The sequence below is a fragment of the Aquimarina sp. AU119 genome, assembly GCF_900312735.1.
GTDB lineage: Bacteria > Bacteroidota > Bacteroidia > Flavobacteriales > Flavobacteriaceae > Aquimarina > Aquimarina algiphila.
The window spans coordinates 40,367-56,920 of record NZ_OMPF01000001.1 but is presented as its reverse complement, the minus strand read 5'-3'; the positions used below and the strand labels follow the sequence as shown (position 1 = coordinate 56,920).

The window sequence follows — 16,554 nt, the reverse complement described above, 5'->3', positions numbered from 1 at the left end:
AAATAGTATCTTGCATTGATATGCCCATTGTTGTTAACAAATATTTGATAGGTCGTCATTTTGTAGGCATCGCCCTTTGGCCTTTTATTGTGGTAAATAATTCTTTCCTTAAAGAGGATGAGGTTTTTATTAATCACGAGAAGATTCATCTTAGACAACAGGCAGAACTTTTGGTTTTACCTTTTTATATTTTTTATTTTACAGAATATCTTATTCGACTACTACAGTATCGAAATTCACAACAGGCATATCGAAATATTTCTTTTGAACGAGAAGCGTATAGAAATGAAGATGATCTCCAGTATCTAAAAAAGAGAAAACCTTGGAGTTTTATTAAATATTGGTAAATGCATATTTTTTCTTCAGAAACAGTACATTCAGAAAATCAATCGATAATACATCCCATTTTAGATGAAGCAGAAGTTTTTCTAGATATAAAAAGGGAAGATGAAATTCATAAAGAAGTATCTGGAAATAAATTCAGAAAATTAAAATATAACCTTATTGAAGCCCAAAGAAACGGTTTTACAACGGTCCTTACTTTTGGAGGAGCTTATAGTAATCATATAGCAGCTACTGCAGCTGCAGGAAAAATAGTAGGATTACAAACTATCGGAATTATTAGAGGGGAAGAATTGATGAAGGATTTAGAAAAAACCTTATTCGAAAATGATACCCTGCGTTTAGCTTCTGATTCAGGAATGCATCTTAAATTCGTTAGCAGAGGGGTATATAGAGATAAAACGAATCCTGCGTTTTTACAGGAGTTAAAAAATGAGTTCGGTTCTTGTTATGTTATACCTGAAGGAGGCACCAACTCATTGGCGATTAAAGGATGTGAAGAAATTCTCACCCCAGAAGATGCAATGTATGATATCATTTCTTGTGCTGTGGGAACAGGAGGAACGATCTCAGGTATCATTAATAGTTCAGAGAGTCACCAAAAGATATTAGGTTTCCCTGCTTTGAAAGGAGGTTTTCTTTCAGATGAAATCAAAAAATATACCTCAAAAACCAATTGGGAGCTAATTCATAATTATCATTTTGGGGGGTATGGAAAAATAAATCAAGAAGGGGTTGAGTTTATAAATACATTTAGGGAACAGCAACATATTCTCTTAGATCCAGTCTATACAATGAAGATGATTTTTGGGATTTTTGACATGGCAGAAAGAAGTGTTTTTAAGAAAAATACTCGTATTTTAGCGATTCATACAGGAGGGCTACAAGGTATTGCTGGGATGAATAAAAAATTGAATAAAAAGAAACTACCCCTTATTACAATTGGATCTTAAAATGAGGAAATTAATTGCGTTGTTATGTATTACAGGATTCTTAATCTCCTGTGGAGGAAGTAAAAAAGTGACTTCTACAAGAACAGAAAGAACTGTTCCTAGACGTACTACTGTTACTAAGATTGAGCGAACTACAAAAGAGACCATTCCCAAAGAACCTTCTAGAGAAGTAAGAAAACCACTTCCAGCGGCATCATATAATGATAAAGTAAAGCGATATATCTTCGAATTTTCTGATATCGCAAAAAATGAAATGAAAACCTATGGAGTCCCGGCCAGTATTACTTTAGCACAAGGGATTTTAGAATCTGGAGCAGGACATGGTGAATTGACTCAAAAAGCAAAAAACCATTTCGGAATTAAGTGTCACGATTGGGAAGGAGATCGAGTATATCACGATGATGATCGTTCTCAGGAATGTTTTAGAAAATATGATCAGGCAAGTGATTCTTTTAGAGATCATTCTCTGTTTCTAAAAGACAGAAAACGATACTCAAAATTATTTACATTTAATCAAAAAGACTATAAATCCTGGGCAAGAGGTTTAAGAGAAGCAGGATATGCTACAGATAAAAAATATCCACAAAAACTTATCTCTATTATAGAACGTTATCATTTATATGAATATGATAATGATGTATTGGGTAGAACAGACCGTCGAAGAGAAAACAAAGCAGAAGCTGTTGTGGTAATGACACCTGCGCCAGTATCAACTCCAACCCCGAATCCAAGTGGAGGACATATTGTACGAAAAGGAGATACATTATACTCAATTTCTCGCAGATACAAGATTTCTGTGCAGGAACTTAAGTCATATAATAATCTAGCAAGTAATAATATCAAAATCGGACAGATTCTTAAAATAACTGCCGAAGAAGAGGAAGAAGATTTCAACTAAACATGATATATAAAAGAAGCAGCGCATTATTTGCAGAAGCGCAAAAAGTGATTCCGGGAGGAGTAAATTCACCTGTACGAGCTTTTAAAGCTGTAGGAGGTGATCCAATATTTGTTAAAGAGGCTAAAGGCGCATATTTATATGATGAAGATGGTAATCGTTTAATAGACTATATAAATTCTTGGGGACCCATGATTTTAGGGCATGCGCATCCTCGGGTTGTAGAAGCCGTTATTGATAAAGCAAAAAAAGGAACTAGTTTTGGAATGCCAACAGAGATCGAAACTCAAATAGCAGAGTTAGCGGTTGCAATGGTTCCTAATGTAGATAAGATACGATTTGTAAACTCTGGTACAGAGGCTTGTATGAGTGCAGTGCGACTAGCGCGTGGATATACTGGTAAAGACAAAATCATCAAATTTGCAGGATGTTATCATGGACATAGCGATTCCTTCCTGATTCAGGCAGGAAGTGGAGCTGTTACTTTTGGAAGTCCAAATAGCCCGGGTGTCACCAAAGGTACAGCACAAGATACATTATTAGCGAGATATAATGATCTTGATCATGTAGAGCATATTATTACTTCAAATAAAGGAGAGATTGCCTGTATTATCATTGAGCCTGTTGCAGGGAATATGGGATGTATTCCTCCTGTAAAAGGGTTTTTAGAAGGCCTTAGGGCACTTTGCAGTGCCCATGATATCCTTTTGATCTTTGATGAAGTTATGACTGGCTTTAGACTAGCAAAAGGAGGAGCACAAGAACTTCTTGGGATAGATGCAGATATTATCACTTTTGGGAAAGTAATAGGGGGAGGACTCCCTGTTGGAGCTTTCGCAGCTCGAGAAGAAATTATGAATTACCTCGCTCCGCTTGGACCCGTATATCAAGCAGGAACATTAAGTGGTAACCCACTAGCTATGGCAGCTGGTTTAGCTATGCTTACTGAATTAAATTCTAATTCTGAAATTTTTAAGAGCCTGGCGGATAAAACAGAATACCTTCATAAAGGCATTGCCAAGGAACTTAAAGCACATAATATAATACATACCATTAATAGATTGGGATCAATGATTTCGGTGCATTTTACAGAAGATGCCATCCTAGATTTTGAATCTGCAGCCCAAGGTAATAATGAAACATTTAAAAAATTCTTTCATGGGATGTTGGACAACGGAATCTATATCGCTCCAAGTGCTTTTGAAACATGGTTTATTACCGATGCACTTACCTATAAGGATTTGGATGAAACAATAGAAGCAGTTGGTAAGGTAGCAAAAACATTATAAAGAAATTAGTACAGGTATAAAACCTCTATACTAATCGTTGGTGTGATGTGTTTAGAGTACTTAACGAAGTAGAGCAGAAATAACCTCTGGAGTAGCAATACTTTGAAATTGAATTCCTCCTGTTCCCTTAATTTTAATTTTTCTAAAATTAAGGTTTTCGTGATTTGAGTTTAGTTGAATACTCAAAATGTTTTCTCCCTTTTTTAAAGGGACCCGTGTGTAAAATACCTTGTTTGGTAAACTTTGCCAATTACGCGTATCGGCACCTTCTGTAAAGGCATTAAATATACCTAATAACGCACCTAAATCTTTGTTTTGATTTTTTACAATATATTCAGAAACTTTCTTTGTTCCTAGTCGTAAAGCGGTTTTTCCTATCTCTCGTAATGTTCGGTCTCGTAATGTTTTAAAAGCAATTTCTTCATAATTCTGAGCTAGTTGAAATTGATAAGAAGTACTGTCAATATAAACTTCTGCACTGTGGTATAAAGAAGGTTGACTTACATACTTAGGGTAGGCAATATTAAATATATCTAAATCAGAAAAATCAGCATGATTGTCTCCTCCAGTAGGTATGGGTAGAGGTAGGTTTAAAGAAAGATCTTCATTTATAATGGTTAAAAAACCAATATCATTACCTGGTAAAATTGTAAATGTATAGTAGGTTTCTTCTTTATAAGGTGAAAGCCCATTTTCCCAAAATAGTATTGCTTCTCCTCCTTCAGGAATTTTTTGAGGAACGAATGTAATACCTAATAATTGCTCATAATGTTTTACCTGATCCATAAACCCCATGGCATTTGCTGTTCTTAGTAAATCTTTGCCAAGTTGATCAGGAATATGCACTCCAATATAGATCCCTTCATTTTCCAGATATAAATCAACAGCGTTACGATACGCGATAAATGCATTATTTATATCTCCAGACGCTTCATATAGTAAACCTTGTACTATATGAGAAAAAGCATCGTCTTTGTAACGATTTTTCTTTCCAGAAGGATATTTGTCATTTAATTTTTGTAGTTGTAGTCTAACCCGTTTGGCTTCTACGAGAGCATCATCATACTTGCCCAAAAAAGTATAGTTTAATGCTTTGTAATAGTGAATAGCTACTTTTTCTGAGTCTTCTCCTGTATAGGTTTCTTTTTCAGGATTTAGAACCACCCCTAATAATTGGTTGCCAATAGCTTTTTTATTAGATTCTATAATTAGATCAGCTTTATTAAATAATTCATTGCTTAGTTCATAGTCACCAGCCAAATAAGCTAATTTTCCTTTTTCGAATAGATATAAGAGTTGATTCCTGGGCTTTGCCAAAAATTTATTATTATCAATAATAGATAGTGCACCTTGCATATCTCCCTGTTGCACTTTTGCTTGAAAAAGTATACTCTTGGTATGATAGCTTCCACAATTGCAAAATGCTATTAGAAAAGCATATAGAATTGTTATACGTAAGGTCTTTTTTATATTGATCATGGCAATTGTCAAACAAGCTTTCCTGGGAAAGCTTGTTACTTTTTTTGATTCAGAGATGAGAAATTATCAGTTTTTAACGAATTTTTTTATTTTTTTATCTCCTATCCATACTTTCTCGTTAGTTTCAAGATTTGTGAGTTCAAGATCAATCTGATAATACACAACTTTTTGATTTTTATGTGCGTCTACTATAGAATTGATATTACCCTGTAGCATATAATCTGCTCCCATCTCTAATCCAAATTTTTTGACTGTAGATAAAGATGAATTGTTTTGTTGTTCAGCACGTTCTGCTCTCAATTCTTCACGCATTTTACCACCTTGTACAACGCTAACTTTTTGTTGCTTAATGAATGCTTTTTCCATATCCTTAATAAAAGTTTCACTTTCTATATGTTCGTGAGATTTGTTACGAACCAAACCAACGATGACTACAGGCTTTTTACCTTTTTTCTGAATATGATCTGTTATCCAATTTGATGTAATTGCCTCGTCAGTTAGTTCTTCTGCCGCATAACGAGAATCTGTATCATTCCATCTACCACTAATATCAATTTGTGTATCAGGAGCTACTCGTGTAATCTTTCTTGCACATGAAAAGGTTAAAAATATTGACATTATTGCAACTATTGCTATTGTTGTTTTTTTCATTTTATGATGTTATTATATGTATTCTAAATTTTATTTTTTTGTTATAAGATTACCACACAGTACATGCTCCCCAAAGTCCTAATGATAACCAAGTATTTCTGTAGTAAGATCTATCATAATACCCATAATCATAATATTGAGTGTTCTCAATACGTTTTAACTTTCTTTGGTGTCTCCAATATGCTCGTTGTGATCGATATTGCTTTTTTCTCGAACGTAATTCTCTTTTTTCCTCCAAGGGGTCAATGGCTTTATATGTTTGTTGTACAGTCGTTCCCTGCTGTAATGTGTATTTATGATTATTGTTTATCACTTTATTCATAGCTATTTTGTAATTAGGATTTTGACCTGTTACAAGAGGTGCTATTGCTTGTGCATGACTCATAAAGCCTAACATGATTAAAACGAGTATTAAATATTCCTTTTTCATATGTGTAAAAATTAATTTTTTAAGTTTTGTCTCATTGATCACATCAAAAAATATCGAATCAATGTTAGTATCTAATTCTAATGTATTGTAGAAATAAATGACAAATTAAAAACCAAAAGGTTGCTTCACATTAGAAAATATTTCCAAATGATTCTATGTATAAAAACAAATGAGAAATAGAATCCCCTACTTTTTTATTGAATCTTTTTTGGATGAAGAGTAAAAACTATATATAAGGATAAATTTGTCTAATAAGGTTGATAGGACAAATAAAATTGGTTAAAGTATTTTATATGAGGTTTTGAAATTATGATGCCAGCCATATTCCTAAGGGAATAGCATCTCCGTTTGGGTATTTTACATCATATCCATCTGGATCGGTATCACTTTTTTGAATATATGGATATTTCTGTAGATATTCTTCACCGCCATAGTCAGTAAAATCCTCTCTTATAGGCAAGATAGCAATCTGATCTAGTTTTTTTTGAGTATTAGCATACCGTAATTCCCATTTACAACGTTTTGAGTTGATTGCATTTTCGGTTGCCAGAAAAATAAATTTTGTATTCTGTTTTATTTTTTCTTCTGTTTCTTGTTGTATACGCTTGGCATGGATATCGTCGTTATCTTCTTCATTTTCTTCCTCGGTAATATGATCGGCATAAATGAGTACTCCAAATCCTTTTAAAAAATTAATTGCACTATCTAGTTCTTCTAGTTCATCATGCTTGTGAGAAAAAAATAGAGTGACTTTTAAAAACTTTGTTTCTTCTTTAAAAAGTTTCAGGCTTTCAATGATAGGTTTACTATATATCCTTGCAGCGTTTCTAAATTGTAACAACCCGTATTTAGGTAATATATTCATTAATTCTAGAGCATGATGTGTGTGAACATTTAACGTATTACATATAGATTTTGTTGTAAGTAGTTTTGTTAAAAATGTCTTATAGTAATTCTTTTAGCTTTATACAAATTGATTTGAAATCGAACCTAAATTGTTTTTTCGATGCTTAAGTTTGTGTGCCAATGCGCAACCTTTTATTTGTTTTTTCATCTTATTCAAAAATAAACTTCAATCATGAAATCAAAGGGAAAAGGGATACAGGTTTTAATAATATTGTTTTTAACAATTTTAGTCGGATGCGGTAATGATGATGATTCATCATTGTCTCAGGAGCAGGATAATACTAACTTAAAAACAATGCTTGAAGAAATTACTAAAATAGCAGAAAGTGTTGACTGTACAAATCCAGATGATTGGTCTTTTACCTCAATAGGAAGTAAAGCTTGTGGTGGCCCGTCTGGATTTATAGCCTACCCTCTTACTATAGATACTGATGATTTTTTAAAGAAGGTTGAAACACATAAGACGGCAATGAAAGCATTTAATAAAAAATGGGGGATAGTGTCTGATTGTTTTGTTCCAGCAACCCCAATAGATGTTGAATGTGTTGATGGAAAAGCTGTACTTGTATTTCAATAATAGAGTTTTTCAAGGAGCTATTTTTTAGGGATGTATACTCGTACCCAATCTACATACATTGTATTTTGTGAAGGGTTTTTTAATTCCTCATCTGTAGCTATAATACCTTTGTCAGAGCGCCATTGGTGATCTTCGGTATCTAAAATCATAAGCAGGGATTGATTAAAACCAACACTTGGTGTACGAGGATCCTTGATGTTCATTTCACGAACTAATTTACCGTCAAGATAAAAATAAAAGGTAAATGGGTCTTTCCAGTAACAACCAAAACGATGGTAATCATCTTTTAACATAGGTCCTCCTTCTGCTTCAAAATGTTTTGGCTCTTTAGAAAGATCTTTAAAAGGTTCTCGTTGAAAAATATGATAATTTGTCCCCATGGTTTTACCTCCTTTAGGTTCGGCGCCATAAGTTTCATTAATATCAATTTCATTTACCTGATCTTTACTAATGTACCAAAAGTTAGAAGAAAGTTTAAGGCCGCTAATCTTCATACGAACTTCTGTGAAAATAGGATAAATTATTGGAGTTTTAGCACTTATAACTCCGCAATACACGTTGCCAGGGTCTTTTCTTTCAGCCTTTATTTCTAGATTTCCATTCTTGATTACACTATGATCAGAAGAAAAATAAGTCAAGCCAGGGCCTTTCCAATCATTAACATAACTGTCTTTCCAGATTTTGTAAAATTGAGCATTCTTTCCTTCATAATTAAAATCATCAGAATGTTGAGTGTCTAATATCCACAGATGAGCATTCTTCACATCTTCGGGAATTGGAGTTGTTTTCCAGTCTTGCGCTCTGCTATTGGTTAAAAAAAAGAGTACAGTCACGAGGCAAGTTATTATTTTTTTCATCTAGATGTATAAATAGTAATGTAATTTTTACGAATTGATAGCAAGCAATTATTCAGTTTTTATCGGTGAGCTTTAAAAGCACGGTGAAGTTCGATAATCATCATTTTGTATGGATAGCTCATGATTAATAGTGAAATTAAATTTTTTACCGTCTTTATTTCGGGTGTATTCAGCGTAGTCCCATAAACCTGCATGGGTTAATTTATAAACACCATTTTCTTTTCCATTATATAATTCGGTATAATATGTTCTTGTAGTGGGATAAGCTCCGCCTTTATCAAAATCTTCTTTTATATAGGACAAAGTCATAGATTCTTTTTGCCCTTTATATTGTACTTGTAATGCATTAGCATTTTCATCAAAGCTAATAGAAATGGCAAGGTCTGGATTATCGTCACTAGTATAGCATATAAAATGATGCATTATGCCGTTGCTTGTTTCATCTTTAGTTGATGCTGTGTTGGTATCCTCATTTTCTTGTAATACTGCATTATTATCTTGTTCTGTTAGAGAAGGAGGTTTCTTTGTTACATTCTCAGTATTCGAATCAACTTGGTTTTTATCATTAGACTTGCAGGAAATCAAAAAAATGGAAATAATAATTGACGATATGATGTAGATTTTGTAGATCATTATGTGAATTTATTTTATAGCCTATAATTGTGGTTATGGTAACAAGATACTTTTATTCTAGAAATAGTCTTAAAAAATTGAATTAATGTTTGTGAAAAAAAATGCAAGAATTAGGTTTGAACATAATTCATACAGTTTGTCTTTAGATAGTTGTTTTTAAGTATTGAATTCTAGTTTTTGTTCATAGTTTTTGTTGTTTCTGTATTATAGTAAGTTCTGAAAATTTTATCCCAAATAGTAGTGTAAAAACCAAAATTATACTTCGGATATTGATGATGGTTTTTATGAAAGATATTATTTCCAAATAATGACATTCTTTGATCAGAAGAGGTGTTTAAGTGTGATATCACACCTGCTATCCAGTTAAAAAATAGAAAAAATATGAAACTATATAAGTTAAGTGTAATAAACAGAGGAATTATGGTTAATATAAAACCAAAAAGAAGTGCTTCTGCAGGATGCATTACATATAAACTGATCTCATTAAAATTGTAATGTTCATGATGCTCTTTATGTATAAGAGAAAATGGTCGAACATAATGAGAAATGTAGTGAAATACATACATCATAAAGTCAACAATAAAGAATAGTAATAGGAAATCTCTTATAAAATTGATATCACTAAAAACAATCTTCGAATAGGTAAAAAGAATATATCCAGGTACAGCTACAATTGTGTTGATTATCATAATAAATACTGATAACCTAATGTCCTTTTTTGTTAGCGGTAATTTTTCATGACGATAGAACGAGGACCAACAATAACTTATCAAGACTGTACCCAAAAACATAATTACGTTCGAACCCAATAACAGTCCCCAAAAAAGAAAAGGATCTTGTAAAGCGATAATGATATCTGAAACAGATATAAGCATGATAAAAGTTTTACTACAATATAAAAAGTATGTGTTTGCTAAAGTAATTTTATTTTGAATAAATAATATGTTTTTTTGATGTTGATGGAATATAGTTATTGCTATTTCACTGAAAACAGTGTGTTGTGAATAGTACTTTGGGTCTAAATTTGTTTTGGGATATAATTATACTTGTCATCTGATCTTTATCAAAAAGAGGTATGTATTTCTTTATTTAAGAAATGATATAGATCATTTGTGAGATAATAAGAAAAAAAGGAAAAAGAAATAAAATACTCTTATGCAGGTATTGCTGCATATACTTATTTATGAAGAGAGCTATTGTAATACTATTGACTTTGGTATTTTACAGTTGTATGGATACTAAGGCGAAGGAAAACTCAGGAATGAACGTAAAATCACCTACTCAATTGACAGAAGAATTTATTGTAGATTATAAAGAATGGAATGATCTTGCGTATATATTAAGTAATAGTGATGATGAAAGTGCTGATGAAAAGATTGAGAAGGCGTATCACGATTTAATTTTAAAATATTGTAGTCCTGATAAAAAATATCAAGGTATTGTTTATGGTAGCGAGGCGGATCATTGTGGTGAACAAGAAAAAATTACGGAAGAAATAATTGATGATGAAGTAGCCATTGTCAAAACTACATTTAAAGACAGGGAGTTTGATTTTATGGAATATAATTATGAATATAGATATATAAAAACTGATTCGAAATGGATTTTGGACGAAGTGTATTTGGTGGATGAAGACGGAAAATATGAGGGATTGTAAAACCATGCCTAATATCTAATTCTCAATATCTTTTCAAAAGAATAGTCCCATACCTACAGATGAAGTCTAAGAATAATCTTATTTAAAAATTGTAGCTTTATGCTATGATTAAAGATGATTCCTTTGTTAAAGAAACAACAACAATAGTTTTCTTTGCACTTTTTCTATTTGGCTACTTAGGGTTTGGACAAAAACAATGGATCGTGTCTCCTACAGAACTTTACACGGCATATGATACCAATAAAAAAGCAATTGGAGTATTGCTCAGAGGAGCAGGAGTAGAAGTGTTGTCTGAAGAACAACAGCCATGGATTAAAGTAAAGGTCGATAATGGTATGATTGGTTTTGTAGATAGTGCATTGATAAAAGAAGGACTACATATAAGTGATTTATATTCTTTATCACCCCCGCCTGTCATAGAAAATGATGGACATTATGGTTCACCGCATATGTTTGTGCAAGTGGCATCATTAAGAATAAGAGAACTCCCTAATCCTGATGCTAAAATAGTGTCATATTTCACAATGGGAGAAGTAACAGGAATAGATTTTTACCCATATGATCCTAATGCATGGGTTAAGGTGAATAAAGGATTTGTACAGCAAAAATTTCTTGGGGCAAGACCCAAATTAGAAAATTTATATCATCAATTTGATACTATACCTATTGCCAATATAAAAGGTAGAAAAAAAATTGCAGAGCGGCTGGTAGAATTTGCCTGGAACACATCGGGTTCTAAGGTTCCTGCATTAGAACGATTCCTGAGCGTGGCAGAACAATTCGGAGACAAAAAAAAGATTGAATATACCAAATTACAAATACAAATTGCAAAAGGTTTAACTCAGACATTGGATTATAAAGAACTAGAAGCAATAGGTAGATCAGAAGAGACGTACATAAAAATTAATGGTATACAATTCCCGAATTACACAGAGGTTACATATTCTGAAATGCTTGAAGTATTAGGCAAACCTATAAAGATAATAGAAGAAGAAATTGATTGTTGCTATAGTGGTAATCTAAGGTATTATTATGATAGTGCTGAGTTTGTAGTGGATAAAAAAAAGAACTTAGCAGAAGTAGTCTGGATAGATTTTAAAGGAAAAGGAAATACTTTTGTCATTAATGGTACTTCGATTGATAAGGATACTACAGAAGAAGAATTTGTAAATCTGGCTTCGCGATGGGTATATTATAATGGCAGATATCCTAATAAATATGATTTGCCGTTTTTCGATTATTACAATATCATACTTTCTTTTAAGAACGGAAAAGCGGAAAAATTAAGTTTTATTGTTATTCCATAATTATGTGGCGTTTTTAACCATTGATATCATGGGCTATATGTCTCTTTTAAGCTTATAATTAGTATGTTTTTTTAGTGTTATTTGTGATTGATATTATCTGGTAACAATTAGAAGTGTTAGAAAGAGAATGTAATTTGAAAGATTGTGAATATCTATTATTCATATTTATAGAAATCCCTTTTTTTAAAATTTATATTTGGCACCCTAAAAAAGAAAAATATGAGTGCAACTTGGTATGAATGTAAAGTAAAGTATAGAAAGATAAATGAATCTGGAGTGCAGAAAATGGTCACTGAACCTTATTTGGTCGATGCTATCTCCTATACAGAAGCAGAAACCAGAATTAACGAAGAAATGTCTGCATATGTTAGTGAAGAGTTTAAAATCATGAATATAAAAGTGGCCAATTTTGCAGAGATTCACCCATTTGAAAATTCTGATCGTTGGTTTAAATCTAAAGTTTCTTTAATCGCTTATGATGAAGAGAGTGGTAAAGAAAGGAAATCAAATATGTATTTGTTGATACAGGCAAATGATGTAAAGGAAGCATTTGATAATACAAATACTGCAATGAAAGATACTATGGGGGATTATACAATACCTGCAATTGCAGAATCTCCTATTATGGATGTTTTTCCGTATTTTTCGGGTGAAGAAGGAGAATTGTCACAGGTAGAACGTTTCAAGGCTATAAAAGACTCGGGTGCTCCTGTAGAAGAAATAGTAGAGGAAGTAGAAGAAGAGAGACCTGTAGCAGAAGAAACACTAACAGAAGAAATTGTAAAAGAAACGGAAGAAGAAGTATTACAGGAGGAGGAGATCGAAGAGGAAGGAATGCCAATAGATGAGTCGCCCGAAAAGGAATATAAGTTCTAAAAAAAATAAAAGAATTGAACATATAAAAAAACCGCCAAGTTTAGTTTTACTTGGCGGTTTTTAAGTTGAGGGTGAGTGTTAAAAATGATTATTGTTTTAAGAGTCTTATTTTATTTTTTCCTGCAATCGAAATGATATAAACTCCCGAAGGCAAGGCAGACATCTCAATTGATTCTCGTTCTGAACTTGCATGTATATTAAGAACTTCTTTTCCTAAAGAACTATATACTTGAATATGATCTCCTTTTTTAAGACCATTTATAGTCGTAATATCTATAGAAGGATTAGGGTAAACGGTTATCGAATTTTCTATAGTCTCTTCGCTATTAATACTAAATGATCTTGCATTAGCATTCCCCATTAACCAATTAAAGATATTAAGAGCATATTTTTTATTATCAAATCGATTAATATTAGTTCCCGCTCCATTTTGATTAAAGAAAGTGTTTCTGTCATAATGTCCAACAACTCTTCCGCTTCCTGCCGAAGCAACAACTAGGACAGCGTCTTTATTTCCTGATCCTCTTGATGTTCCCTGACAATTACCTCCTGTACGATTATTCTGCCTAAGATTACCTTTTACTTTTACTAATCGTTGAACTGTTACTCCCGTAGGTATAGTATTTTCAACTGTAAAAGGAGAAACTCCTTCTCCGTCAAAAACATTAACTCCATTAAGAATAGGATGACTACCATTTACAAAATCTCCACTCGTTCTCCTTAGAGCATATGTTCCTTGATCTTGATTAACGATGATCCCATATCGAGAAAGAAAGTTTTGATCAGAATTAGGAGCATCACACCAGGAAGAACCAAAATTTGCATCACTAATAGTAAGAAGTCCTCCACCGTTCCGTACCCAGTTATCTATAGCATTCACTTGGGTATTGTTATAAAAAGCATTGTTAGAGCCTAATACTATGATATCGTATTGTGCTAGGTTCATATTAGCAAAGTTTACCGCAGCATTTCCTCCGCCACCTTCGGTAACTTGAGTTAGAGTATATCCATTGTTACGTAATACTTCTGCAAAAGTACCCCAGCCATGGTTACCGTTAAAAGTTTGGAAGTTAGTGATATCGGCTAATTGTTCATTAGAACCTCCTTCTAGAAAGCCTCCGCTTCCATTTCCTCCTCTAACAAATAGTACATTTTTTCTACTTGGATTTGGACCTGGATTATTAGCCGAAAGAGTTATATTGTTCTTAGAGCATGATTTGATGTTTTGTTGCCACCCTGCACCAACTGGTCTAACACTAGCTTTTAATAAGTAATTAGAACCTGCTGCTGGAGCATTATTTAAGTTGATGGTTACTGTAGTAGTCCCTGAACCTACACCAACAGTTTTCCTACCTTGTCCTAACCATCCAGAATTCCATAATTCTATTACCACATCTCTATTTTGATCGGCACTATACTTAACCGGAACCTCAATAGAAGTACCTGTATTTAATGAAGAAGGTAAACTACTACAATCTATAGATACAATAACTGGATCAGGATCTGGAGTAGTAGTCGAAAGTGTGATATTATTTTTAGAACATGATTTGATGTTTTGTTGCCATCCTGCACCTACTGGTCTAACACTAGCTTTCAATAAATAATTAGAACCTGTTGCCGGAGCATTATTTAGGTTAATAGTTACTATAGTTGTTCCTGAGCCTGCCTCTACAGTCTTCCTACCTTGTCCTAACCACCCAGAGTTCCATAATTCTACCACCACATCTCTATTTTGATCAGCAGTATAGGTAACAGGAACCTCAATAGAAGTGCCTGTGGTTAAAGAAGAGGGTAAACTATTACAATCTACAGATACCGCACTAGGATCCTGATTGGGGTTTGGATCTGATGAAGGATTATATGTAATTGTTAATACTGGTTTACCATTTTGACTTTCATCTGAAGCAAAACTTACATCATTACCCCCAGTTTGAGTGACTACAAGTGTTAAGAAGTTACCGTTTAGAACAACGTTACTTAATGTGAAATTTTGTGTTTGATTTAAGCTATAGGTTTTGTTTAAATTACCTAATAATAAGCCAACTCCAGGAGCATTAGAAGTGCTTAGGTTATTTTCGGTCCAGGTATTACTATTACCAGCATTAACATTAATATTACCACTACCAGCGTCATTGCTGACCGTCAATTTTAGGTTTGCATCAGTAATAGTACCCTTAATGTCTGAGACATTAAATTTAAGATAGGAAACTCTTCTTCCATTTTCTGTTCGTAAAGAAGTAGTGTTAAATCGAGTGCTTCCTTGTAAATAAGCATCATCAATAGCTGATAATGAAACTGTTTGTGGATTAGTGGGGTTAGGATCAGGGTCGGGATCTGGTGTTACAACCGAAAGTGTTACATCATTTTTAGAACACGCTTTAATATTCTGTTGCCATGTTCCTCCAACCGGTCTAACACTAGCTTTCAGTACATAATTAGTGCCCGAAGCAGGGGCGTTATTTAAGTTGATTGTAACTGTTGTAGTGCCAGATCCTGCACTAACGGTCTTTTTACCTTGTCCTAACCATCCAGAATTCCATAACTCTACGACTACATCTCTATTTTGATCGGCGGTATACTTAACCGGTACCTCAATAGAAGTACTTGAAGTTAAAGAAGAAGGTAAACTATTACAATCTATAGATACTGTATTAGGAGTTGGATCAGGGTCTGGATTACCACAGTTAGAATTACAATCTACTAATTTGTAGGATCTTACCCAATCGTAAAAGGTGGTTCTGTTAGCTTGAGAATCATTCATTCCATCTTTTCCTGCTTTTGGAGGATTCCAATCATAAGTTTCTACGACCATTCGTAAATACATCCCAAGATTAAAATTGGCAACCGGAGTTATCTGATGAACTAATTTACCATCTAGATAAAATAAAAGCTCTTTTGGACCTTTCCACCAAACACCATAGGTATGATAATCTGCATAAGCAGGTTCGCCAATATCTGATTTAGCACCTTTAATACCAACAGGTGTACTATTACAAGTAGTCCCTCTACTATGAGTATTGGAATTGATGGTGACAATATTTCTATTAATCCAGGATTGCCCTCCCGTATTAAGACCTACATTTTCGGTAACATCAAGTTCAGTTGTTCTTACATCACAACCTGTATGTTCATTTCTTTTGTTAAATAACCAAAACGTTGAAGACATAAAAGTTTTGTTCGCTTTCATTCGGGCTTCATAGTACCCATAAGTGTTTTTGGTTTTAGATCTTACCAGACCTCCGTTATGTGTCCATCCATTAGAAGGACTTGATTTTTTTGAGGCAGTAACCTGCAGATTTCCGTTTCCTACTTTTACAGAAGATTTTTCGAACCTGGCGGGCCGTCTTCCTTGCCATTGAGGATCTTGATCATCCCATTTAGTAGTGTTAAGTGAATTGCCATTAAATTCATCAGACATGGCTTCAATTTTTTCCCACTTTTTTCCATTAGGAGGAGCGGGCTGTGCGAATGACTTTTGAAATACAAGGCAGAATAGCAATGTACATAAAAGATAAGTGAATTTTTTCATGATTAGTGTTTGTGTTTGTTGTTGATCTGAGTTTAGGTTTTAGTTGAATTAAAATTCATAAATGAATCATAAAATTAGTCACGACCAATAGAATTCTATAAATGAGTTTAGTATTCGTAGGATATTAAAAGTATTCGTAGTGATTGGGTTAGAATTCGAAATAAAATAAA

General features: G+C 33.3%; 16 protein-coding genes. 8 read left to right on the top strand and 8 right to left on the bottom strand.

All coding sequences use genetic code 11. The features are described from left to right. Window positions 1-20: 20 nt before the first annotated feature. From DK442_RS00225 to hemL, 4 genes are read left to right on the top strand one after another with little or no spacing between them, the layout of a single operon-like run. Complete coding sequence (locus DK442_RS00225; protein ID WP_109433831.1) at window positions 21-347, top strand: hypothetical protein; 327 nt, start codon at window positions 21-23, stop codon at window positions 345-347. Continuing rightward, entirely contained in the window at window positions 348-1,295 is a 948-nt protein-coding gene (locus DK442_RS00220; protein ID WP_109433830.1) for a 1-aminocyclopropane-1-carboxylate deaminase/D-cysteine desulfhydrase, read from the top strand. A 1-nt stretch (window position 1,296) separates the two neighbouring features. Beyond that, entirely contained in the window at window positions 1,297-2,193 is an 897-nt protein-coding gene (locus DK442_RS00215) for a glucosaminidase domain-containing protein (RefSeq protein ID WP_109433829.1), read from the top strand. A 2-nt stretch (window positions 2,194-2,195) separates the two neighbouring features. Beyond that, on the top strand, window positions 2,196-3,482 hold the full coding sequence (hemL, locus tag DK442_RS00210; protein WP_109433828.1) for a glutamate-1-semialdehyde 2,1-aminomutase: 1,287 nt from the start codon (window positions 2,196-2,198) through the stop codon (window positions 3,480-3,482). A gap of 60 nt (window positions 3,483-3,542) precedes the next feature. On the opposite strand, the gene DK442_RS00205 is transcribed toward hemL, so the two are convergent. The 4 genes from DK442_RS00205 to DK442_RS00190 all read right to left on the bottom strand — a co-directional run bounded on the left by DK442_RS00205 (window position 3,543) and on the right by DK442_RS00190 (window position 6,907). Then, the gene (locus tag DK442_RS00205) at window positions 3,543-4,961 is read right to left on the bottom strand and encodes a COG3014 family protein (RefSeq protein ID WP_109433827.1); all 1,419 of its coding nucleotides are present in this window, start codon (window positions 4,959-4,961) and stop codon (window positions 3,543-3,545) included. Window positions 4,962-5,027: 66 nt separating this feature from the next. After that, window positions 5,028-5,612: a penicillin-binding protein activator LpoB gene (locus DK442_RS00200; protein ID WP_109433826.1), complete on the bottom strand. Its 585-nt coding sequence runs from the start codon at window positions 5,610-5,612 to the stop codon at window positions 5,028-5,030. 49 nt (window positions 5,613-5,661) lie between these two features. Then, window positions 5,662-6,042, bottom strand: a complete 381-nt coding sequence (locus DK442_RS00195) for a hypothetical protein (RefSeq protein WP_160113991.1) — start codon at window positions 6,040-6,042, stop codon at window positions 5,662-5,664. Window positions 6,043-6,349: 307 nt separating this feature from the next. Further along, a complete protein-coding gene (locus tag DK442_RS00190; RefSeq protein WP_109433824.1) occupies window positions 6,350-6,907 on the bottom strand; it encodes a TIR domain-containing protein in 558 nt (185 codons plus the stop codon). A 213-nt stretch (window positions 6,908-7,120) separates the two neighbouring features. On the opposite strand from DK442_RS00190, the gene DK442_RS00185 reads away from it, so the two are divergent. Next, window positions 7,121-7,525 carry a hypothetical protein gene (locus tag DK442_RS00185; protein WP_109433823.1) on the top strand — a complete coding sequence of 135 codons (405 nt, stop codon included), beginning with the start codon at window positions 7,121-7,123 and terminating at the stop codon, window positions 7,523-7,525. A 17-nt stretch (window positions 7,526-7,542) separates the two neighbouring features. Here DK442_RS00185 and DK442_RS00180 read toward each other — a convergent pair whose 3' ends face one another. The 3 genes from DK442_RS00180 to DK442_RS00170 form a co-directional block, all read right to left on the bottom strand. Continuing rightward, window positions 7,543-8,382: a family 16 glycosylhydrolase gene (locus DK442_RS00180; RefSeq protein ID WP_160113990.1), complete on the bottom strand. Its 840-nt coding sequence runs from the start codon at window positions 8,380-8,382 to the stop codon at window positions 7,543-7,545. 72 nt (window positions 8,383-8,454) lie between these two features. Next, a complete protein-coding gene (locus DK442_RS00175; protein ID WP_160113989.1) occupies window positions 8,455-9,015 on the bottom strand; it encodes a hypothetical protein in 561 nt (186 codons plus the stop codon). 170 nt (window positions 9,016-9,185) lie between these two features. Beyond that, complete coding sequence (locus DK442_RS00170) at window positions 9,186-9,890, bottom strand: sterol desaturase family protein (protein ID WP_109433820.1); 705 nt, start codon at window positions 9,888-9,890, stop codon at window positions 9,186-9,188. A gap of 308 nt (window positions 9,891-10,198) precedes the next feature. On the opposite strand from DK442_RS00170, the gene DK442_RS00165 reads away from it, so the two are divergent. The 3 genes from DK442_RS00165 (at window position 10,199) to DK442_RS00155 (ending at window position 12,855) form a co-directional block, all read left to right on the top strand. Beyond that, window positions 10,199-10,672: an NTF2 fold immunity protein gene (locus DK442_RS00165; protein WP_109433819.1), complete on the top strand. Its 474-nt coding sequence runs from the start codon at window positions 10,199-10,201 to the stop codon at window positions 10,670-10,672. A gap of 104 nt (window positions 10,673-10,776) precedes the next feature. After that, window positions 10,777-11,979, top strand: coding sequence for an SH3 domain-containing protein (locus tag DK442_RS00160; RefSeq protein WP_109433818.1), 1,203 nt, complete (start codon window positions 10,777-10,779; stop codon window positions 11,977-11,979). A gap of 219 nt (window positions 11,980-12,198) precedes the next feature. Continuing rightward, a complete protein-coding gene (locus tag DK442_RS00155) occupies window positions 12,199-12,855 on the top strand; it encodes a DUF4494 domain-containing protein (protein WP_109433817.1) in 657 nt (218 codons plus the stop codon). 88 nt (window positions 12,856-12,943) lie between these two features. Here DK442_RS00155 and DK442_RS00150 read toward each other — a convergent pair whose 3' ends face one another. Then, window positions 12,944-16,384 carry a family 16 glycosylhydrolase gene (locus DK442_RS00150; protein ID WP_109433816.1) on the bottom strand — a complete coding sequence of 1,147 codons (3,441 nt, stop codon included), beginning with the start codon at window positions 16,382-16,384 and terminating at the stop codon, window positions 12,944-12,946. Window positions 16,385-16,554 lie beyond the last annotated feature (170 nt).